A 21,295-nucleotide genomic window follows, 5' to 3' on the forward strand; every position below is an offset into this window, starting at 1 on the left:
ATGCAGGAGGCCGCCGTGTGGCTCTCGCGCTACGAGAAGTTCTGGACCGGCCGCCTCGATGCCCTGGCGCGCTTTCTCTACCACCAGGAGGACACCGAATGGCGAAACCTTCCCCCGGCCCCACCGCCGGCCCCGGCACCGATCGCCCCTCGCTCACGCTCCGGCGGCACTTCCGCGTCAGCCCCGCCAAAGTCTGGCGCGCGTGGACCGACCCGCAAGCGCTGAAGCACTGGTTCGGCCCCGAGGAAATCGTCGACGTGCCGCTGGCCGAGGTCGACCTGCGCGTGGGCGGGCGCTTTCGCGTGACCATGTTGGCGGCCGACGGCGAGACGCACGACGTGAGCGGCACCTACCTGGAGGTCGTGCCCGAGCGCCGGCTGGTCTTCAGCTGGGCCTGGCGCAGCACGCCCGAGCGCGAGTCGCGCGTCACCGTGCAGCTCGAGCCCGATGCGGGCGGCTGCGAGCTTGTGCTCATGCACCAGCAGTTCTTCGACGAAGCGGCGCGCGACGGCCACAACCATGGCTGGACCGGCTCCCTCGTCAAGCTCGAGAGTTGGTTGCTCGCCGGCGACACCGGGTGACGGCACAACCGACGGCCATCGCCGACACGCTCGACGCGATCTACCGCAGCGAGTCGCGCCGCATCTTCGCCACGCTGGTGCGCCTGCTGGGCGATTTCGACTTGGCCGAAGAAGCCCTGCACGACGCCTTTCGCGCCGCGCTCGAGCAATGGCCGCGCGAAGGCGCGCCGGCCAATCCGCGCGCCTGGCTGGTGTCGGCGGGGCGCTTCAAATCGATCGACGGCATCCGCCGGCAGGCGCGCTTCACCGCGTGGGACGAGGCCACCGCCCACACCGACACGCTGGCCGACCCCGCGCCCGCTTGGCACGAGGCCGACCCCGATGCCGACGCGCTCGAGGACGACCGCCTGCGCCTCGTCTTCACCTGCTGCCACCCCGCGCTCGCGCCCGACGCCCAGGTGGCGCTCACGCTGCGCGAGGTCTGCGGGCTGGCGACCGAGGAGATCGCGCGCGCCTTCCTCGTGCCCGCGCCCACCATCGCGCAGCGCATCGTGCGGGCCAAGGCGCGCATCCGCGAGGCCGGCATTCCGTACCAGGTGCCGGGCCTGACCGAGCTGTCCGAACGGCTCGATGCCGTGCTGCGCGTGGTGTACCTCGTGTTCAACGAAGGCTACGCGGCCTCGTCGGGCCAGAGCGTGACGCGTGCCGACCTCTCGGCCGAAGCGATCCGGCTCGGGCGGCTGGTGGCCGAGCTGCTGCCCGACCCCGAGGCGCTGGGCCTGCTCGCGCTGATGCTGCTGCACGACGCGCGCCGCGCCGCGCGCACCTCGGCGCAGGGCGAGCTCGTGCTGCTCGACGCGCAGGACCGCAGCCTGTGGCACCGCGGGCAGATCGGGGAGGGCGCGGCGCTGGTCGAGCGCGCGCTGCTGTCGCGCCGCTTCGGCCCGTACACCTTGCAGGCCGCCATTGCCGCAGTGCATGCCGAAGCACCCGAGGCCGCCGCCACCGACTGGCCGCAGATCGTCGGCCTGTACGACGTGCTGCTGCGGCTCGATCCCTCGCCCGTGGCCGAACTCAACCGCGCGGCGGCCGTGGCGATGCGCGATGGGCCGGCTGCGGGGCTCGCGCTGATCGACGCGCTGCTCGCGCGCGGCGAGCTGGCCCGCTACCACCTGGCGCACGGCGCGCGCGCCGAACTGTGTCGGCGCCTGGGCCGCACCGACGACGCGCGTGAGGCTTATCTGCAGGCACTGTCGCTGGTCCGCCAGCAGCCCGAGCGGCAGTTCCTGGAGCGGCAGCTGGCCTCGCTGCCTGACACGAAAAATTTTTGACAGCCCTTGTCGATTCCGGCCGTCGCCGTTCGACCAGTGATGTCCTCACTCAAATTTGCAAGGAGATTCCGCATGAAATACCTCTGCCTCGTTCACTGCGACGAAGCGGTGCTTCGCGCGCTGCCGCCCGACGAGCGCCGTGCGCTCAATGCCGACTCGATGGCCTACGACCGCCTGCTCGAAGCCGCCGGCCACTTCATCGCCGCCGAGGCGCTGAGCCCGGTGCGCGCCGCCAAGGTCGTGCAGGTGCGCCAGGGCCAGCGCTCGCACGTCGACGGCCCCTATGCCGAAGCGCGCGAGCAGCTGTGCGGCTTCATCCTGGTCGAGGCGCGCGACCTGAACGCCGCGATCCAGCTGGCGGGCCGCATTCCGATGGCGCGCTACGGCGCCATCGAGGTGCGTCCCATCGACGTCATGGAAATGATCGAAAACCCCGAGGGGAATGCCGCATGAGATACCTTTGCCTGATCTACGGAACCGACGCGCAGACGAGCCACTTCTCGGCGCAGGACATGGACCACTACATCAACGAACACATCGATTACGACGCCCATCTGCAGGCGCTCGGCAAGCTCGTCGTGGCCGAGGCCTTGCAGCCGGCCGGCACGGCGGTCACGGTGCGCATGCGCAACGACAAACTCTCGGTCACCGACGGGCCGTTCGCCGAAACCAGCGAGCAGCTGGGCGGCTTCTACCTGGTCGAGGCCGACAGCGAAGAAGAAGCGCTGCAGCTCGCGGCCGGCATTCCCTCGGCGCGCTTGAGCAGCATCGAGGTGCGCAAGGCCTGGTCGGCAAGCGACAGCGGAGCCGGCCCATGAGCGGCGCACTCGACCGGGCGGCGCCCGCCCGCGCCACGGCACGCGAATGGACCGGGCTGGCGGTCATCGCGCTGCCGTGCATGCTCTATTCGATGGACCTCACGGTGCTGAACCTGGCGATCCCGTCGATCAGCGAAGACCTCAAGCCGACCGCCTCGCAGCTGCTGTGGATCGTCGACATCTACGGCTTCTTCGTGGCCGGCCTGCTGGTCACCATGGGCACGCTGGGCGACCGCATCGGGCGGCGCCGGCTGCTGCTGATCGGCGCGGTGGCCTTCGGCGTGGCCTCGGTGCTCGCGGCCTTCTCGACCAGCGCCAACATGCTGATCGCCACGCGCGCGCTGTTGGGCGTGGCGGGGGCGACGCTGGCGCCGTCCACGCTCTCGCTCATCCGCAACATGTTCCTCGACCCGGCGCAGCGCACCGTGGCCATCGGCGTGTGGATCTCCAGCTACTCGGCCGGCGCGGTCATCGGCCCGGTGCTGGGCGGCGTGCTGCTGCAGTTCTTTCCGTGGGGCTCGGTGTTCCTCATCGGCGTGCCGGTGATGGTGCTGCTGCTGGCGCTCGGGCCGTGGCTCTTGCCCGAGTACCGCGACCCCGACGCGGGCGCGCTCGACCTGGCCAGCGTGGCGCTCTCGCTCGGCGCGGTGCTGGCGGCCATCTACGGCATCAAGCAAGTGGCCGAGCACGGGCCCGACGCGGTGTCGCTGCTGGCCATCGCGGCCGGTGCGCTGCTCGGCTGGCTGTTCGCGCGCCGGCAGGGGCGGCTGGCCAACCCGATGATCGACCTGCGCCTGTTCAAGCTGCCGGCCTTCAGCGTCTCACTGGGGGCCTACATGCTGGCCTGCTTCGTGATGTTCGGGCTCTTTCTGTACAACGCGCAGTACCTGCAGCTGGTGCTCGGCCTGCCGCCGCTGGCGGCGGGCCTGTGGAGCATGCCGGGCGCCGGCGCCTTCATCGTCGGTTCGATGATCGTGCCCGCGCTCACGCGGCGCCTGTGCCCGGCCTACGTGATGGGCGGCGGGCTGGGCGTGGCGGCGCTGGGCTTCGGCATGCTGGTGCTGCTGCCCGCGCAGGGCGGGCTGGCCTGGATGGTGACGAGCGCGGTCATCTCCTCGCTCGGCCTGGCGCCGGTGTTCACCCTGGCCACCGACCTGGTCGTGGGCAGCGCACCGCCCGAGCGTGCGGGCGTGGCCTCGGCCATCTCGGAGACCAGCTCCGAGTTCGGCGGGGCGCTGGGCATCGCCATCCTCGGCAGCGTCGGCGCGGCGATCTACCGGGCGGCCATGGCCGACGCCGTGCCGGCCGGGCTGGCCGATGCGGCCGCGGTCGAAGCCGCCCGCAGCACGCTCGGTGGGGCGGTTGCGCTGGCCGGGGAACTGCCCGGTACCACGGGCGCCGCGCTGCTCGACACCGGGCGCGAGGCGCTGCTGCGCGCCCTGCGGCTGGTGGCCGGCCTGTGCGCCGTGGTGCTGCTGTTCGTCGGCGTGCTGGTGGCCGTGCGCCTGCGCAGTGTGGGCACGGCCCCGGCGCACGGCGCGCAGGACGAGGGCGCCGTACCCCCGGGCGGTGCCGCATTGCCGGAGCGTTGACGAGCCTCCATACTGGGGCTTCCACGACGCATCCCACGACCGAACGGAGGCCCCATGAGCAACGAACTGCGCAAGAAGCTGCATGACCTGGCGGAACTGTCCGACAGCACCTCCGACCCGCAGACCAAGGCCATCGTCGAGGCGATCCGGCTGCAGACGGCGGTGTTGAACGAGCGGCTGTTCAGCATCGAGCTGCAGCTCGGCGTGCTCGCCAAGCGCATGGAAAACACCACCGACTGAGTCGGCTGCTGCTTTGTGGGGATAATCCCCGGCATGAGCGGCAACACCTTCGGAACTCTCTTTGCGGTCACCAATTTCGGCGAGTCGCACGGCCCGGCCATCGGCTGCGTGATCGACGGCTGCCCCCCGGGCATGGCCCTGAGCGAGGCCGACATCCAGGGCGACCTCGACCGCCGGCGCCCCGGCACCAGCCGCCACGTCACCCAGCGCAACGAGCCCGACGCGGTGCAGATCCTGTCCGGCGTGTACGAGGGCAAGACCACCGGCACGCCCATCGCGCTGCTGATCCAGAACACCGACCAGCGCAGCAAGGACTACGGGCAGATCGCCCAGCAGTTCCGCCCCGGCCACGCCGACTTCACCTACTGGAAGAAATACGGCATCCGCGATCCGCGCGGCGGCGGGCGTTCTTCGGCACGCCTCACGGCGCCCATGGTCGCGGCCGGCGCCGTCGCCAAGAAGTGGCTGGCCGAAAAATACGGGATGGTGTTCCGCGGCTGCATGACGCAAATCGGCGAGATTGCCATTCCCTTCGAGAGCTGGGACCACGTCCCGAACAACCCCTTCTTCGCCCCCATCGCCGACGTGAGCGCGCTGGAGGACTACATGGATCGCCTGCGCAAGGCCGGTGACTCGTGCGGCGCTCGCATCCGCGTCACCGCCACGAACGTGCCCGTGGGCCTGGGCGAGCCGCTGTTCGACAAGCTCGACGCCGAGATCGCCTACGCCATGATGGGCATCAACGCGGTGAAGGCCGTGGAAATCGGCGCCGGCTTCGACAGCGTCACGCAGCGTGGCACCACGCATGGCGACTCGATCACGCCGACGGGTTTCCTCAGCAACAACGCGGGCGGCATTTTGGGCGGCATCAGCTCGGGGCAAGATCTCGAGGTGAGCATCGCGATCAAGCCCACCAGCTCGATCATCAGCCCGCGCCAGTCCATCGATGTGAACAACAACCCCGTCGAGGTCATCACCAAGGGCCGCCACGACCCCTGCGTGGGCATCCGCGCCACGCCCATCGCCGAAGCCATGCTCGCGCTGGTGGTGATGGAGCACGTGCTGCGCAACCGCGCGCAGTGCGGCGACGTGAACCCGCCCGTCGAGAAGAGCGAAGCTGCGTCGCCGCAGTCGTCCTTCCTGTAGTGTCGACGCCGCCACCTGTGGCCGCCGGGCGCGGCCACCTGTTGGCATTTGCTGGCCTGTCGGCCAGCTACTTCGCGCACATCGGTTTCTTCAACCCCTACCTGCCGCTGTGGCTCAAGGACCTGGGCCTGCCGATCTTCACGATCAGCCTGCTGGCTTCGGTGCAATCGATCACGCGCGTCTTCGCGCCCTATGCCTGGGGCGCGCTCAGCGACCACACCGGCCAGCGCGTGAAGCTGCTGCGCTTCAGCGCCGCGGTGGCGCTGGCCAGCTCCTTCGGCCTGTGGTGGCATGGCGGCGCCTGGTGGCTCGCGCTGGTGCTGCTCGTGATGTTCACGCACACCAGCTCGATGATGTCGCTCACCGAAGCGGCCATGGCGCAGATCGTCGCGGGCGATTGGGGGCGCTACGGGCGCATCCGCCTGTGCGGCTCGGCCGGCTTCCTGGTCACCGTGTTCGTCGCGGGCGAGTGGTTCGAGCGCTTCGGCATGAAGCACTTTCCGTACTGGGCCGCCGGCACGCTGGCCGTGGTGCTGCTCGCGACCATGAAGCTGCCCGACCTGCGCGAGCCGCCGGCTGCGCACGACGCCGTGAAGGAGCCCATCGGCCCCGTGCTGCGCATCCCCGCCGTGCGCTGGTTCTTCGCGTCGCTGTTCTTCCAGGTGATGTCGCACTTCTCGGTGTACGCGTTCTTCTCGCTGTACCTCGACTCGATCGGTTACAGCAAGAGCACCATTGGCCTCTTGTGGGCGCTGTCGGTGGTGGCCGAGATCGTCTGGTTCTTCCTGCAGGGCCGGCTCATCGGCCTGTTGCCGATGCCGCGCTGGATGCTGGTGTGCGGCATCGCCGGCGTGGCGCGGCTCGGCCTCACGGCCGGGCTGGGCGGCTTCATCGCTGCGCTGGTCATCGCGCAGTGGCTGCATGCACTGAGCTTCGCGGCGCACCACACGGCCTGCATCGCCGTGGTGTCGCGCCGCTTCCCCGGCCACCTGCGCGGACGCGGGCAGGCGCTGTTCACGGTGATCGGTTACGGCTTCGGCGGCGTGCTGGGCGTGCTGCTCGGCGGCGCGGTGGCGCAGGAGCTGGGCTATCGCACGATGTTCGCGCTGGCGGCGTTGCTGGCGGTGGCGGGGACGTTGTGTGCGTGGCGGATGGTGGTGCTCGAACCGTCGGGGCGCGCGGTCGGCAAGGGCTGACGCCGAGTTCTTGAGCGGCGAAATTTGCGACCAGGCCCGTGACTGCGGCGCCTCTTTTTTGCCTCAGGATTCACGCAGCGTTCTCTGGCAATCGACAAAGAACCAAAGAAAAAGCCACGCGGTGCGGACTGCGTGGCTTGTTCTTGAGCAGGGCGCCGGCATCGTAGCCGATGCCCTGCAAAAGAGGGTCAGCGCTTCAGACCGATCTGTATGTAGCCGGCAACCGGACCGGTGCGTGCACCCACCACGACCGAGAGCGTATCGTCTTGGGTTCCGAAGTAGCTCTCCGAACTCGGCCCCTTGAAGGCCCTCAAGTTCAAGACGGTCGGGCTCGGGGAGCTCAGGGCGGCCCCGAAAGCGGAAACCGTCGCGTCGCTGCGGGCTAACACGGTGGAGTACGTCGTGGCATCGAAGTCCAGCGTGCCCCAACTGCCGTTGGTGTCACCGCCGCTGGACGTGCTCACCGGCCAGTTTGCGGATTCAGCGAGGCCAATGCGGAACAGGGCGTCGTTCGGCGGCTTTGGGGTGGTGCCGGCGGAGAGGTAGACGTTCTTTCCGGCCAGGCGGGCGATGTAGATGGAGCCTGTATCAAGCGGATCGTTCACGTTGGTGATGGTCCATGCATCCGATGTCGAGCCTGGCGTCACGTTGTACGTCAACAGGGACGCGGGTGGGCAGGCCGCAATCGATGTGATGATTACCTCGTTGCACATGTAGACGACCGTGCCACCGTTTGCGACCTGCACCTGCCGGATGTTCGAGTCACGGGTGGCGGCCTGCAGGTTGATGCCAAGGCGCGTGTAGATGCCGTCGAGCGCCGACTGCGTCGTTACCAGCGCACGCGAGGCAAAGAAGGGCTGCACGGCGTAGGTACCCGGGACCTTGGCAACCTGGAATGGGAAGCTGCCCACCACGGTATCGGTCGCGAGCCGGAACCGGGCGTTGAGGGCCTTGGCCGTGTTGCGCGCGCTCTTGAACAGGTAGGTGCCAGCCTCGGAAAGATCGGTCTCGAAGTCGTCCGAGACCGTGGCGCCAGTCTCGTCCGTCATGACGTACGACATCGTGTCGAAGTTGAGCGACAGTGCTTGCCGGGTGCCATTGGTCGCGAAGACCTTGTACTTGGCATTGCGGGCATCGCCGGCCGACACATTGAACACGGTGTCCTTGACCTGCGCGCTGTTGGCGGAGGCCTTGGCCGTGACGGTGAACACGCTGGCAGCAGCGGTCTCATTGGCGAGCTGCGCAGACCACTTCAGCTTCGAGATGTCTGTCTTGCGCAGGCTCACGGAGCCGGCGGGCGACGAACTGCTGCTCCAATCGGAGTCGAGATTCGGAACGATGGCGACCGTGTCGCCGGGCTTGACGGCGTACTGGCCGCTGCCATTGGCTTGGACGGCGTTGCCGTTGACGGTCACGGTGACGCCAAGCGCGACGGGAGTGGGTGGAAGAATTGGAAACCCGGCCCCGCCGCCTCCACCACCGCCTCCTCCTCCGCATCCCCCCAACCCCCCCGCCAAGATGACCACCCCGGCCATCGTATAAAACGATTTCATTACAAAAATCCCTTGGTTATTTGAATGTCCCGGTCGCTGAGATTGCAACCAATGACCTTCAAATCGTAAGTGGAAATGCAATGAAGTTAAGAGATGAAAGGCCGAGGGTAATCCTTTAGGGGGTGCAGTAGAGGCTCCTGCTTGCTTCCTATTTCTTCTTGCGCTTCGGGGTGCTGTTGCTGCTCTTGCCGCCCCCGACCTCCTTCTCGAACATCGCAAAGTACTCCGAAGCCATCTTGCGCAGCGAGCGCCCGATGTTCGCGTAGTCGTACTCGTTGAGGTTGGCCAGCGACACGCGCCCCGACGGGTGCTTGCCGCCGAAGCCGCGACCGGGCAGCAGCACGATGCTGGTTTCGGCGGCGATGCGGAACAGCGCTTCGTTCGGTTGCAGCTTCGTGAGAATCCACTTGCCGAAGCGCTCGCCGTGCATCTGCGTGGCGATGTCCTGCAGGTCGAGCAGGTGGTAGTAGCTCACCGAGTTCGGGTCGGGCTGCAGCGGCAGGCCGAGCTCGCGGTACAGCGCTTCCTTGCGCCGCGAGACGATGTGCTTCATCGACTTCTTGTAGGTCTCGCCCTCGTCCATCAGGCAGAACAGCGAGAACATCACCATCTGCGCCTGCACGGGCGTGGAGAGACCGGCCGTGTGGTTCAGCGCCACGGTGCGGCTGTCGGCCACGAGGCGGTCGATGAACTTCAGCTTGCGTGGCTCGGTGGTGATGGAGCTGTAGCGCGCGTCGAGCTCCTTGCGCTTGGCCTCGGGCAGGGCGGCGATCTTGCGGTCGAGGATGTTGTCCTCGTGCGTGGCGACCACGCCCATGCGCCAGCCGGTGGCGCCGAAGTACTTCGAGAACGAATACACCAGGATGGTGTTCTGCGGACAGATCGCGAACAGCGACAGGAAGTTGTCGGCGAAGGTGCCGTACACGTCGTCCGTGAGGATGATGAGGTCGGGCCGCTGCTTCACGATGTCGGCGATGTAGCCCAGCACCTCGTCGCTGATCTTCACCGACGGCGGGTTGCTCGGGTTGCACAGGAAGAAGGCCTTGACCTTCGGGTCGAGCAGCTTCTGCAGCTCCTTCTTGGTGAACTGCCAGTTGTTCTCCGGCGGCGCGTCGATCAGCGCCTCGATGAGCTGGTAGTCGTTCAGGTGCGGGATCTCGATGTAGGGCGTGAAGATCGGCATGCCCAGCGCGATGGTGTCGCCGGGCGACAGCAGGTGGTTCTCGCGCAGGCTGTTGAACAGGTAGGTCATGGCGGCGGTGCCGCCTTCCACCGCGTACATGTCGAACTTGCCCACGAAGGGGTGGGTGCCGATCATTTCCTTGTGGATGTACTGGCCCACGACGATCTCGGTCAGGCGCAGCATGCGGTCGGGCACCGGGTAGTTGCAGCCCAGGATGGCCTCGCACATCTCGTAGATGAAGTCGCCGGCCGACAGGCCCAGCTGGTCGCGCACGTAGGACACGGCGGCCTCGATGAAGCGCACGCCGGGCTCGCCCTCGTGCGACTTGGCGAAGAGCTCGAAGCGCGCCTCGATGCCCTCGCGCTGCGGAAAGCCGCCCACGTCCGCCATGTAGATGTACGAGCGCTCGGCCTCGGTCATGGCAAAGAGGCCGAACTGGAAGAAGCCGTGGCGCGGGGTGGTGGCCAGGAAGTTCGGGTTGCCGCGGCCGGCGTTGAGCATGAGCCGGTCACTCTGTCGTGCGACCTGGATCAGCGCATCCTTCAGTTCGAACGGGCTCAGGCCGCCCAGCTTTTTCACGTCGCCGAAATCCATGGAGTACTCCTTGGTTGATAAAAAGAAAGAAGAAAGAAAAGGGAAGGCGCGGTGCTCAGACCAGCGCCACGATCAGCGGCCCCAGCAGCGTGAGGAACACATTCGCCAGCGCGTAGGTGATGGCGAAGGGCACGGTGGGAATGGCGTTCTCGGCCTTGCCCAGCACTTCGCCGAAGGCCGGGTTGGCGCTGCGCGAGCCGCTCAGCGCGCCCGCGAAGACGGCCGTGTTGTCGTAGCGCAGCACGTAGCGCCCGAACAGCATCGTGAGGATCATCGGCACGAGCGTGACGACCACGCCGACGCCGAAGATGGTCAGGCCCAGCTCCTTGATGGTCTGCACGGCCTGCAGGCCCGACGTCAGGCCGACCACGACCACGAAGCCCGCCAGGCCCAGGTCTTTCAGCAGCTGCACCGCGCTGGGTGGCAATGCGCCGAAGGTCTGCTTCTTCGCGCGGTACCAGCCGAACAGCAGGCCCGACAGCAGGGCGCCGCCGCCGGCGCCGAGCGTCAGCGGAATGGCGCCGATCTTCACGCTCAGCAGGCCGACCAGCAGGCCCACCACCAGGCCCGCGCCCAGGTACACGAAGTCGGTCTTGGCACTGGGCACGATCACGTCGCCGACGAGGGACGCGACGCGCTTCACATCCTGCTCGGCGCCGAAGATCGACACCAGGTCGCCCACCTGCACGACGGTGTCGGGCTTCATCGGCAGCACCTGGCCCATGCGGCTGAGCTGCACCACGAAGATGCCGTGGCGCACGCCGCCGGCGGTGGCCTGGCGGATCTGGTCGACGGTCTTGCCGCCGAAGTCCTTGTTGGTGAGCACGATCTCGCGCTTGTTCAGCGTCAGCTCCATGCCGTCGACCGCGTCGACCTCCTTGCCCAGCAGCGGCGCGCTCGCCACCACGGCGTCGCGCCGGCCCACGGTGAGCACGTAGTCGCCCTGGCGCAGCACGAGCGTGGGGCTGACTTCGACGAACTTGCCGTCGCGCTTCACGCGCTCGATGGTGATGGTGGTGGCCGGGTTGGCGTTCTCGATGTCGGCCACCGTGCGCTGCGGGTCGCTCGTGAGCTGGTAGATGCGCCCGACCAGCGAGGGCGCGGCTTCTTCCTGGTCGGGGCCGAGCACCTTCACGCCGGCCTGCATCGCGGTCTCGGCCGCGATCGCATCGTCGCGGATGCTGCGGCCCATGAGCTTGGGCAGGATGTTGACGCACACGATGATCGCGCCGAACGAGCCGAACACGTAGGTCACGGCGTAGCCGATGGCCACGTTGCCCTGCAGTCGCGCGGTCTCGGCCGCGGCGAGCCCGAGCTTGCCGATGGCGTCGCCCGCGGTGCCGATGATGGCGCTCTGCGTGAGGCCGCCGGCCGCCACGCCCGCCGCCAGGCCCTTGTCGAGCCCGAACAGCTTGGCCATGACCACCACGGTCGCCAGGCCCGTGGCCGCCATCACGGCGGCCAGGATGATCTCCTTGATCGACTGCTTGCCCAGCGAGCTGAAGAACTGCGGCCCGCTCTCGAAGCCCACGGCGTAGATGAACAGCGCGAACAGCACGGCCTTCACGCCGCCGTCGATCTGCACGCCGACCTGGCTGACGATCACCGCCACCAGCAGCGAGCCGGCGACGCCGCCGAGCTGGAACTTGCCGAACTTGATCTTGCCGATCCAGTAGCCGACGGCCAGCGAGAGGAAGAGCGCCATCTCCGGCGATTTCTTGAAGAGTTCATGCAGCCAATCCATAGGGGAAGTCCTTTCAGGGCATCAATGAGAAAAGAGAGAGGGCGTGGAGCGTCTCGGGGCGTTGTCTTATTTCGCGTGCTGCACCAGTCCGGCCAGGGCCACGATCAGCGGCCCCATCAGCGGCAGCACGACGTTCGAGATGGCGTAGGTGATCGTGTAGCCCAGCAGTGGCGTGGCGTTGCCCGCGGCGTTCTGCACGGCGCTGAGCGCGGGCGTGCTGCACTGCTGGCCGGCGATGGCGCCCAGCAGCACCGGCGCCTCGAGCTTGAGCAGGCGGTGGCCGACGAACAGCGAGATGCTGGCCGGCACGACCGCGACGGCGATGCCCACCAGCGGCAGCGCAACGCCGAATTTCTGGACCAGCGCCAGCGCCTGCGGCCCCGAGGCCAGGCCCACGCAGGCGATGAAGGTGGCCAGGCCCAGGTCCTTCATGAGCGCCAGCGCGTCGGCCGGCACGCTCAGGCGGTGCGGGTGCTTCGACTGGTACCAGCCGAAGGCCAGCCCCGTGAGCAGCGCGCCGCCGCCGGTGCCGAGCGAAAACGGAATGCCGCCGAGCTTCGCGCTGAAGCTGCCGATGAACACGCCCAGCAGGATGCCCGCGGCGGCGAAGCTGATGTTGCTGCGCGTGGAGGCGATCACGCGGTCGCCGACCTGCGCGATCGCGCTCGCCACCTCGGGCGCGGGGCCGTAGAGCTGGAGCACGTCGCCGCGCTGCAGCGTCAGCGCGTTCACGAGCGGCATCGCGTGGCCGTCGCGCGCTACGCCGATCACCTGCACGGCGGACGGCAACTCGTTTTCCAGCATGCGCAGCCCGCGGCCGAACCATTCGCGGCGGTTGGCGACGACCTCGGTGGTCTCGACCACGGTGTCGAAGGCGGTGGTGTCGGCGAACTCGCGACCCAGCAGCTCGCCCACGTTGACGAGCGCGCTGCGCCGGCCGATGGCCAGCACCTGGTCGCCCACGCGCAGGTGCAAGTCGGGCTCGACCGCGAGGCTCTGGCCGTCGCGCACCACGCGCTCGATGCTGGCCTGCCGCCCGAGTATCGACGTGAGCTCGCCGACCGAGCGGCCGCGGCCCACGGTGACGCGGAACACGCGCCCGACCATCTCGGGCGTGGCGCTGGCGGCCTCCGGGTCGTCGGCGCCGCCGCCCATGGTCTTCCAGAGCTTGTCGGCTTCGGCGCGCAGGTTCACGCGCAGCAGCAGCGGAAACACCTGGCTCGTGACCACCACGATGGCGATCAGCCCGAAGACGTAGGTGATGGAGTAGGCCGTGACCACGTTGGCCTGCAACTGCGCGATCTCGGCGGCGGGGAGCGAGAGCTTCGAGATCGCGTCGGTCGCCGTGCCCACCACCGCCGATTCGGTGGCCGCGCCCGCCATCAGCCCGGCGGCCGTGCCGCGGTCGAGCGACAGCAGCACCGTGGCGCCGAGCACCAGCGCGAGCACCGCCACGACCTCGACCAGGCACAGCAGGCCCAGCCGCAACCCCTTGGCGTCGAGGTTGGCGAAGAACTGCGGACCGCCCGCGTAGCCGAGCGCAAAGATGAAGAGCATGAAGAACACGTTCTTCACGCTGTCGTCGAGCCGGATGCCCAGTTGGCCGACCACCAGCGCGGCAATCAGCGTGCCGCAGATGCCGCCGAGCTGGATCGGGCCGAAACGGATCTGGCCCACCGCGTAGCCGATGCACAGCACCAGAAACAATGCGATCTCCGGACTGTTTCTGAGTATTTCCACAAGGTGGCCGAACATCTGCCGCGATCCCTCCGGGTTATTTGTTCATTCGAGCGGGTCGGCGGATCGCAACGAAAAAAGGAGCACTGCATCCATTGGCATCAACGGCTGGCGAGTGGTGGGGCTCCAGCGAAAACTTTATTTTTCGTTTTGCGAATTGCCGATTCTTTGCATCTTCGATGACGATAAATCAACATCCATGACAATTGTCAAAATCAGAAAAGAATTGAGCGAGCGGCAATAGAAACGAGGCCGTTTGAATTACAAATTACGCGCTGCACGGAATCCTCCGTCGCAGTCAGCTCTGACCGCACGAACCCGTCAGGCCTCGGGTTTTCGATAACTCAAGTTGCTTGATTTAGTCGGTCGACTGCTCGATAGTCCCCCTCGTCCGAATGCCTTTCCGCTCGTTGGCGGATCGTCATCCGGTTCCATAGCAAGCACGGCAGGCGCTGTGCGCCCGCCCCCCTGAAGGAGACAACCTCATGTTCATCAGCCCGCGCTTCGTTCCCGCCCTGGCCGTCCTGGCCCTTGCCGCATCGGCCACGTCCACGGCCCTGGCCGCCGACCCGCCCGTCATCGGCCTGGTCACCAAGACCGAGACCAACCCCTTCTTCGTGAAGATGAAGGAGGGCGCGCAGGAAGAAGCCAAGAAGCTCGGCGCCAAGCTGCTGTCGGGGGCAGGAAAGGCCGACGGTGACAACGCGGGCCAGATCACGGCGATGGAAAACATGATCGCCGCCGGCGCCAAGACCATCCTCATCACGCCCAGCGACGCCAAGGCCATCGTGCCGGCGATCAAGAAGGCGCGCGACAAGGGCGTGCAGGTGATCGCGCTCGACAGCCCGGCCGATCCGCCGGACGCCACCGACGCGCTCTTCGCCACCAACAACTACACGGCCGGCGTGCTCATCGGCGAATACGCCAAGGCCGCGATGGCCGGCAAGACGCCCAAGATCGTCGCGCTCGACCTGTTGCCGGGCCACCCCGTGGGCGCGCAGCGCCACAACGGCTTCATGAAGGGCTTCGGCCTGCCGGCCAACGACGCCAAGTCGAACGAGCTGTCGAAGTCGCCCGAGATCGTCTGCATGGCCGACAGCTTCGGCGACCAGGCCAAGGCGCAGACCGTGATGGAGAACTGCCTGCAGAAGGCGCCCGACGTGAACCTGGTCTACACCATCAACGAGCCCGCCGCGGCCGGTGCCTACAACGCGCTCAAGCGCGCGGGCAAGGAGAAGGGCGTGATGATCGTCTCGGTCGACGGCGGCTGCCAGGGCATCAAGGACACGGCCGCCGGCATCATCGCCGCGACCTCGCAGCAGTACCCGCTGAAGATGGCGGCCATGGGCGTGGCCGCGGGCGTCGAATTCGCCAAGACCGGCAAGAAGGCCTCGGGCTACGTCGACACGGGCGTGACGCTCATCGCCGGCAAGAGCGTGGCCGGCGTCGACAGCAAGGACACCAAGACCGGCACCGAGCTGTGCTGGGGCAAGAAGTAAACGGCCCCGGTCTATAGGGAGGCACACCGATGGCGAAATCTCCGACGCACCACATCCCGTGGGGCGCCCTCGGGCCGTGGCTGGCCCTGCTCGGCGCCTGCATCTTCTTTGCGACGCAGTCCGAGCGTTTTCTCACGGGCGGCAACCTGTCGCTGATCCTGCAGCAGGTGATGGTGGTGGGCGTGATCGCCATCGGCCAGACGCTGATCATCCTCACGGCCGGCATCGACCTGTCGTGCGGCATGGTGATGGCACTGGGCGGGATCATCATGACGAAGTTCGCCACCGAGCTCGGCATGCCGGTGCCGGTGGCCATCCTGTGCGGCATCGGCGTGACGACGCTGTTCGGCCTGCTCAATGGCCTCTTGGTCACGCGCATCAAGCTGCCGCCGTTCATCGTGACGCTGGGCACGCTGAACATCGCGTTCGCGATCACGCAGCTGTATTCGTCGTCGCAGACCATCACCGACCTGCCCGCCGGCCTCACGGGCCTGGGCACCACCTTCACCATCGGCAGCGCCGAGGTGGCGTGGGGTTCGGTGCTCATGCTGGCGCTCTATGCGCTCGCGTGGTTCGTGCTGCGCGAGACAGCGGCCGGCCGGCATGTCTATGCGATCGGCAACAACGCCGAGGCCACGCGGCTGGTGGGCATTCCCACGCAGCGCGTGCTGCTCGCGGTGTACGTGGCGGCGGGCGTGTTCTACGGCATCGCCTCGCTGCTGTCGGTGGCGCGCACCGGCGTGGGCGACCCGAACGCGGGCCAGACCGAGAACCTCGACGCCATCACGGCCGTGGTGCTCGGCGGCACCAGCCTCTTCGGCGGGCGCGGCATCGTGCTGGGTTCGCTCATCGGCGTGCTGATCGTGGGCGTGTTCCGCAACGGGCTCACGCTGATGGGCGTGTCGTCGATCTACCAGGTGTTGGTGACGGGCGTGCTCGTGATCCTGGCGGTGGCGGCCGATCAACTCTCGCGCAAGGGAGCCCGCTGATGAACACCGTGGCCAATCCCAAGATCGTGATGCAGGCCAAGGGCCTGGTGAAGCGCTACGGCCAGGTCACCGCGCTCGACGGTGTCGACTTCGAGCTGCGCGAAGGCGAGATCCTCGCGGTGATCGGCGACAACGGCGCGGGCAAGTCGTCGCTCATCAAGGCGCTGTCGGGCGCCATCGTGCCCGACGAAGGCCAGATCCTGCTCGACGGCGCACCGGTGCATTTCCGCAACCCGCTGGACGCGCGCCGCGCCGGCATCGAGACGGTCTACCAGGACCTCGCCGTCGCGCCCGCGATGACCATCTACGAGAACCTCTTTCTCGGCCGCGAACTGCGCCGCCCCGGCTTCCTGGGCAACGTGCTGCGCATGCTCGACAAGAAGAAGATGCTGCTCGAAAGCACGGCGCGCATGGCCGACCTGAAGGTCGGCATCCAGTCGATGACGCAGGCGGTCGAAACGCTCTCGGGCGGCCAGCGCCAGTGCGTGGCCGTGGCGCGCAGCGCGGCCTTCGCGCGGCACGTGGTCATCATGGACGAGCCCACTGCCGCGCTCGGCGTGAAAGAGGGCAACATGGTGCTCGAGCTGATCCGCCGCGTGCGCGAGCGCGGCCTGCCCGTGGTGCTCATCAGCCACAACATGCCGCACGTGTTCGAGGTGGCCGACCGGATCCACGTGGCGCGCCTGGGCAGGCGCGCGGCCGTGCTCAATCCGAAGAAGATCAGCATGAGCGACACCGTGGCCGTGATGACCGGCGCCATGACCGCCGACCAGTTGCCTGCGGAGGCGCATGCTTGATACCGATGCCCTCGAGCGCCCGTCGGCCCTGCTGCGTCCGCGCGGCTCCAACCAGGTGGGCATGCGCCAGTTCAACGAGCGCGTGGTGCTCCAGGCGCTGCGCGTGCACACCAGCCTGCCCAAGGCCGACCTCGCGCGGCTCACGGGCCTGAGCGCGCAGACCATCGGCCTCATCACCGCGCGGCTCGAGGACGACGGCCTCATCGTCAAGCAAAGCCGCGTGCGCGGGCGCATCGGCCAGCCCTCGGTGCCGCTGGCGCTCAACCCCGACGGCGCCTTTGCCATCGGCGTCAAGCTCGGGCGGCGCGGCGCTGAGTGGCTCTTGATCGACTTCGCGGCGCGGGTGCGCGAGCACCACGCGATCCGCTACGAATTTCCGGACGCCGGGGCGCTGCTGCCCGTGATCGCCGAGCACATCCACCGGCTGCGCGACGGGCTCGGGCTGCTGGCCGCGCGCAACGTGGGCGCGGGTCTGGCGGCACCGTTCCAGCTCGGCGGCTGGCACCGCACGCTGGGGCTGTCGAAGGCGCAGTCAGACGAGTGGAACCAGATGGACCTGCTGGCCGAGGTGCGCGCGCGCACCGACGTGCCCGTGGGCTTTGCGCGCGATACCGTGGCGGCCTGCGTGGCCGAACTGGTCACCGGGCGCGGCCACGACCTCAAGAGCTTCCTGTACATCTTCGTCGACACCTTCGTGGGCGGCGGACTGGTCATCAACTCGCACCTGCACACCGGTGCACACGGCAATGCGGGCGCGCTCGCGTCGATCCCGATGCGCACCGAGAAGCCTTCCGAAGGCCTGTCGACCCAGGTGGTGGCCGAGGCGTCGCTGTGGGAACTGGAGCAGCGCCTGCGCGCCGAAGGCCTCGACGCCACGGCGGCCTACGACGACCGTGCGCTCGAGGCGCCGTTCGCCACTGCCACGCAGGCCTGGCTCGGCAGCGCGTCACGCGCGCTGGCGCATGCCATCGTCAGCAGCACGGCCGTGCTCGACCTGGCCGACGTGGTGATGGACGGCTCGATGTCGCGCGCGCTGCTCGACGCATTGCTGGTACAGACCCGCGCGGCGCTCGCGCAGTGCAACTGGGAAGGCCTGTGGGCGCCGCAGCTGCATGGGGGCAGGGCGGGGGCGCAGGCCTGCGCGCTCGGCGGTGCGATGCTGCCGCTGCACGCCAACTTTGCGCCGGACCACGATGTGTTCTTGAAGGCGGGGTGAGCCGCTCAAGAACTCAGGGACTCGCCGAGGCGTGCAGGTCGCGCGGCAATCGCAGCGTGCTCGCGCGTGCGCCTGCGGGGCACGGCCCGTCGGAGTAGGCCGCATCGCCCTCGGGCATGACGCACTTGTGCACCTCGACGACGGCAGGAACGGACTTAGCGGCCTGCGTTTCGGGGCCGATCACCGGAGGCTCGAAGTGCGTGTTCGTCAGGGTGACGGGTGCCGAAGAGGATGCGCTTGGCGCCGCATCCGGCAACGTTTGGCGGGCGGTCGATCTGTCGGGCTCGGCCTCGACCGGACCGACTGCCGTGGTCAGGAGCGCAGCGCGCACCGCGCTCTCATGCACCAGGTCTTTCAAGGTCACATAGAAGAGCGACATCGCCACCAGCGCCACGCCCAGGCACGGGGCCCAGTACCGCCGGGGGTCGCCTGCGGGCGGTCGGGCCCGCGAGGTCAACGCCGCGGCCATGCCAGGCCTCCGTTCTGCAACACGCCGGCCAGCTTCGCGATGCCGCCGGTGCCGCTTGCGGCCCGGCCGATCAGCGCGCCGCCGGCGGCGGCTGCGACGATCCGCATCAGGAACGACCGGCTGCGGCCCGCGGCCAGCAACAGCAGCACGCCGGCGCCGAGCACGACGAGGTGTTCGCCGGGGTAGTCGGCGCGCGCCGCATCCACCTGCTTGATCTTGTCGATCGTCTGTTTCAGGTCCATGGCTGAAGCTCCTTGTCGTGTTCAGCCGTTCTTACCGGTGGGCGCCGGGCTCCGCTGTAGGCCGGCGCCATGCGCGGTGACGGAATCCGCCGCGAAAACGCCGTGGAGAAAGCCGCATCGCACGGGAAGCGGGGCGCTCTCGATAATGCAACCCGCTTGTAGAGAACCCCACAGAAGCACGGAAGTAGAGAACCGCGAAATGAGTGCAGCAGATTTTCTTTTCGCCCCCGAGGTGCAAAAGCTCTTGATGGTCGCCTACGCCGCGCCCAACCAACCCCTGTCTTCCAGCGAGCTGGCCCAGCGCTCGAAGCTCGACCCCGCCGATGCGGAGCGCACCTTGGCGCACCTCGTCGGCAGCGGCATCCTGAAGAAGCAAAAGCCGAAGGCCGAGGAGGCCGAGACCTTCTCGATCGACCGCGCGTTCATCTTCCACGACGAACTGCGCAACATCGCGCTCAAGTCGTTTGCCGCGGCCGAGCCGGTTCGCGCGATGCTGCGCGGCAAGTTCAAGGCCTCGGTCGTGCGCGCCTTCGTGCTCGCAGAGGACGAAGACGGCACCCTGGAGCTGCTCGTCGTGCACGGCCAGTCGATGCCCGACGAAGCCACCCTGGCGGCCGCCTGCCGGAAGCTCTCGAAGAACATCCACCGTCACCTGAAGGTGCACGTCATCTCGAACGCGAAGTTCAACAGCCTCACGCCGCGCGATGCGCTCATGCCGAAACCCGCGGCGCTCGAGATCATCAAGCCCGGGGATACGAAGGCGCCGCTGCCTGTCGAGAAGGTCGGCCTCTTGCAGAGTGCGAGGAAGAAGTTGGCGACGCTGTCGCGTTCGTCGGCGTGATCGCCTGGCTGTGGTCCCGTGAGGCCAGCTGCCGATGCAGGCCGCGACGGACCCCGACGTGTTCCTGAAGGCGGCCTGAGCCGGGGAGGAGGGCGTGCTGGGGGACAATCGAAGCAACCCCCTCGACATCACAGCATCCCACGACCATGCCCCGCCTCGACGACCCCCGCCACGACGCCGAAGTCGGCTCCCGCGACAGCACCCTCGACACCACCCGCATCGACGACGTGCGCATCGGTGCCGTGCGTCCCCTCATGACCCCCGCGCTGCTGCAGGAGCGCGTGCCCGTGCGCGACAACACGCTCGCGCTGGTCGAAGGCAGCCGCGCGGCCATCGCCGACGTGCTGCACGGCCGCGACGACCGGCTGGTCGTGGTGGTCGGCCCGTGTTCCATCCACGACCACGACCAGGCCATCGAGTACGCGCAGCGCCTGAAGAAGGTGGCCGATTCGCTGCAGGACGACCTGCTCATCGTGATGCGCGCCTACTTCGAGAAGCCGCGCACCACCGTCGGCTGGAAGGGCTACATCAACGACCCGCACCTGGACGGCAGCTTTGCCATCAACGAAGGCCTGGAGCGCGCGCGGCGCCTGCTGCTGGAGCTGACCACGCTGGGCCTGCCGACCGGCACCGAGTTCCTCGACCTCTTGAGCCCGCAGTTCATCGCCGACCTGATCGCCTGGGGCGCCATCGGCGCGCGCACCACCGAGAGCCAGAGCCACCGCCAACTGGCCTCGGGCCTGAGCTGTCCGGTCGGTTTCAAGAACGGCACCGACGGCAGCGTGAAGGTGGCGGCCGACGCCATCCTCGCGGCCCGCGCGCCGCATGCCTTCATGGGCATGACCAAGATGGGCATGGCGGCGATCTTCGAGACGCGCGGCAACGACGACTGCCACGTGATCCTGCGTGGCGGCAAGGCGCCCAACTATTCGGCCGCGGATGTCGCTTCGAGCTGCGAGGCGCTGCTGGCCAACGGCCTGCGCCCGCAGGTGATGATCGACGTCTCGCACGGCAACAGCAGCAAGCAGCACCAGCGCCAGATCGTGGTGGCCGAGGACGTGGCCACGCAGATCGCGGCCGGCGAGCGGCGCATCACCGGGATCATGATCGAGAGCCACCTTGAGGAAGGCCGGCAGGACCTGAAGCCCGGTGTGCCGCTGAAGCACGGCGTGTCGATCACCGATGCCTGCATCGGCTTTGCGCAGACGGTGCCGGTGCTCGAGGGGCTGGCGTCGGCGGTGAAGGCGCGGCGGCGGTTGGCCAAGGCCTGAGGCTGACGAGGGGGCAGGGCGACTCCCTGCCGCCTGCGCCCGGGCGGGTCCGGGCAACGCTTTGAGCCGGCCCGCATCGACTTCCTGAGGCTGCCCAGCCTCGGGCGCCACCAAGCCCTGCGCTTGTTGCGACCACTTCCCCACCCGCTATCGACCGCACCAAGGCCTCCACTTCGCGGAGGCAGGGGGTGCTTTGACTGTGGTGGAAATGTAAACAATGCAAACAGTTTTCCAATTGTTACGAGAACTAGATCACGAAACTTGAGCCGAGGCGCCGTGAATCCGAGGGCAAACGGGCCGGTTGTGGGGCATTCTT

General features: G+C 68.0%; 20 protein-coding genes. 14 read left to right on the forward strand and 6 right to left on the reverse strand.

Translation table 11 applies throughout. The features are described from left to right. Positions 1–98 precede the first annotated feature (98 nt). The 8 genes from AC1RGU_RS06410 to AC1RGU_RS06445 all read left to right on the forward strand — a co-directional run bounded on the left by AC1RGU_RS06410 (position 99) and on the right by AC1RGU_RS06445 (position 6,844). Complete coding sequence (locus tag AC1RGU_RS06410; RefSeq protein WP_369632295.1) at positions 99–581, forward strand: SRPBCC family protein; 483 nt, start codon at positions 99–101, stop codon at positions 579–581. Further along, complete coding sequence (locus AC1RGU_RS06415; RefSeq protein ID WP_492695481.1) at positions 578–1,852, forward strand: RNA polymerase sigma factor; 1,275 nt, start codon at positions 578–580, stop codon at positions 1,850–1,852. Before AC1RGU_RS06410 ends, AC1RGU_RS06415 begins: the two co-directional genes overlap by 4 nt. Before the next feature lie 72 nt (positions 1,853–1,924). Further along, complete coding sequence (locus AC1RGU_RS06420; protein WP_139703818.1) at positions 1,925–2,305, forward strand: YciI family protein; 381 nt, start codon at positions 1,925–1,927, stop codon at positions 2,303–2,305. Beyond that, positions 2,302–2,670, forward strand: coding sequence for a YciI family protein (locus AC1RGU_RS06425; RefSeq protein ID WP_095744823.1), 369 nt, complete (start codon positions 2,302–2,304; stop codon positions 2,668–2,670). The genes AC1RGU_RS06420 and AC1RGU_RS06425 overlap by 4 nt, the downstream gene beginning before the upstream one ends. Next, positions 2,667–4,262: an MFS transporter gene (locus AC1RGU_RS06430; RefSeq protein ID WP_492695483.1), complete on the forward strand. Its 1,596-nt coding sequence runs from the start codon at positions 2,667–2,669 to the stop codon at positions 4,260–4,262. Before AC1RGU_RS06425 ends, AC1RGU_RS06430 begins: the two co-directional genes overlap by 4 nt. Positions 4,263–4,316: 54 nt before the next feature. Continuing rightward, complete coding sequence (locus AC1RGU_RS06435; protein ID WP_056583411.1) at positions 4,317–4,502, forward strand: hypothetical protein; 186 nt, start codon at positions 4,317–4,319, stop codon at positions 4,500–4,502. Between the two features lie 33 nt (positions 4,503–4,535). Next, positions 4,536–5,648, forward strand: coding sequence for a chorismate synthase (gene aroC / locus AC1RGU_RS06440; protein WP_095947386.1), 1,113 nt, complete (start codon positions 4,536–4,538; stop codon positions 5,646–5,648). Next, positions 5,648–6,844 carry an MFS transporter gene (locus tag AC1RGU_RS06445; RefSeq protein ID WP_492695485.1) on the forward strand — a complete coding sequence of 399 codons (1,197 nt, stop codon included), beginning with the start codon at positions 5,648–5,650 and terminating at the stop codon, positions 6,842–6,844. The genes aroC and AC1RGU_RS06445 overlap by 1 nt, the downstream gene beginning before the upstream one ends. Before the next feature lie 188 nt (positions 6,845–7,032). Here AC1RGU_RS06445 and AC1RGU_RS06450 read toward each other — a convergent pair whose 3' ends face one another. The 4 genes from AC1RGU_RS06450 to aspT (AC1RGU_RS06465) form a co-directional block, all read right to left on the reverse strand. Further along, the gene (locus AC1RGU_RS06450; RefSeq protein WP_492695487.1) at positions 7,033–8,259 is read right to left on the reverse strand and encodes a hypothetical protein; all 1,227 of its coding nucleotides are present in this window, start codon (positions 8,257–8,259) and stop codon (positions 7,033–7,035) included. 286 nt (positions 8,260–8,545) lie between these two features. Beyond that, entirely contained in the window at positions 8,546–10,174 is a 1,629-nt protein-coding gene (locus AC1RGU_RS06455) for a bifunctional aspartate transaminase/aspartate 4-decarboxylase (RefSeq protein WP_492695489.1), read from the reverse strand. A gap of 55 nt (positions 10,175–10,229) precedes the next feature. Continuing rightward, positions 10,230–11,918 carry an aspartate-alanine antiporter gene (gene aspT, locus AC1RGU_RS06460; RefSeq protein WP_492685291.1) on the reverse strand — a complete coding sequence of 563 codons (1,689 nt, stop codon included), beginning with the start codon at positions 11,916–11,918 and terminating at the stop codon, positions 10,230–10,232. A gap of 66 nt (positions 11,919–11,984) precedes the next feature. Further along, entirely contained in the window at positions 11,985–13,673 is a 1,689-nt protein-coding gene (gene aspT / locus AC1RGU_RS06465; RefSeq protein ID WP_492695490.1) for an aspartate-alanine antiporter, read from the reverse strand. 467 nt (positions 13,674–14,140) lie between these two features. On the opposite strand from aspT (AC1RGU_RS06465), the gene AC1RGU_RS06470 reads away from it, so the two are divergent. The 4 genes from AC1RGU_RS06470 to AC1RGU_RS06485 are packed head-to-tail and all read left to right on the forward strand — an operon-like array spanning position 14,141 to position 18,156. Then, the gene (locus tag AC1RGU_RS06470; protein WP_062475722.1) at positions 14,141–15,154 is read left to right on the forward strand and encodes a sugar ABC transporter substrate-binding protein; all 1,014 of its coding nucleotides are present in this window, start codon (positions 14,141–14,143) and stop codon (positions 15,152–15,154) included. A 29-nt stretch (positions 15,155–15,183) separates the two neighbouring features. Beyond that, positions 15,184–16,143, forward strand: coding sequence for an ABC transporter permease (locus tag AC1RGU_RS06475; RefSeq protein WP_062475719.1), 960 nt, complete (start codon positions 15,184–15,186; stop codon positions 16,141–16,143). Continuing rightward, positions 16,143–16,940: an ATP-binding cassette domain-containing protein gene (locus AC1RGU_RS06480; protein ID WP_095744828.1), complete on the forward strand. Its 798-nt coding sequence runs from the start codon at positions 16,143–16,145 to the stop codon at positions 16,938–16,940. The genes AC1RGU_RS06475 and AC1RGU_RS06480 overlap by 1 nt, the downstream gene beginning before the upstream one ends. Continuing rightward, complete coding sequence (locus AC1RGU_RS06485; RefSeq protein ID WP_492695492.1) at positions 16,933–18,156, forward strand: ROK family transcriptional regulator; 1,224 nt, start codon at positions 16,933–16,935, stop codon at positions 18,154–18,156. The genes AC1RGU_RS06480 and AC1RGU_RS06485 overlap by 8 nt, the downstream gene beginning before the upstream one ends. A gap of 13 nt (positions 18,157–18,169) precedes the next feature. Here the strand turns inward: AC1RGU_RS06485 and AC1RGU_RS06490 are convergent, their stop codons facing one another. Further along, positions 18,170–18,625, reverse strand: coding sequence for a hypothetical protein (locus AC1RGU_RS06490; protein ID WP_492695493.1), 456 nt, complete (start codon positions 18,623–18,625; stop codon positions 18,170–18,172). After that, on the reverse strand, positions 18,610–18,867 hold the full coding sequence (locus AC1RGU_RS06495; protein WP_492695495.1) for a hypothetical protein: 258 nt from the start codon (positions 18,865–18,867) through the stop codon (positions 18,610–18,612). The genes AC1RGU_RS06490 and AC1RGU_RS06495 overlap by 16 nt, the downstream gene beginning before the upstream one ends. A 199-nt stretch (positions 18,868–19,066) precedes the next feature. Here AC1RGU_RS06495 and AC1RGU_RS06500 point away from each other — a divergent pair, with 199 nt between their 5' ends. Continuing rightward, entirely contained in the window at positions 19,067–19,708 is a 642-nt protein-coding gene (locus AC1RGU_RS06500) for a hypothetical protein (RefSeq protein WP_492695496.1), read from the forward strand. 146 nt (positions 19,709–19,854) lie between these two features. Continuing rightward, the gene (locus AC1RGU_RS06505) at positions 19,855–20,979 is read left to right on the forward strand and encodes a 3-deoxy-7-phosphoheptulonate synthase (protein WP_492695498.1); all 1,125 of its coding nucleotides are present in this window, start codon (positions 19,855–19,857) and stop codon (positions 20,977–20,979) included. The last annotated feature ends 316 nt before the right edge of the window (positions 20,980–21,295 follow it).

The organism is Variovorax sp. GW823-FHT02B07 (assembly GCF_058797695.1).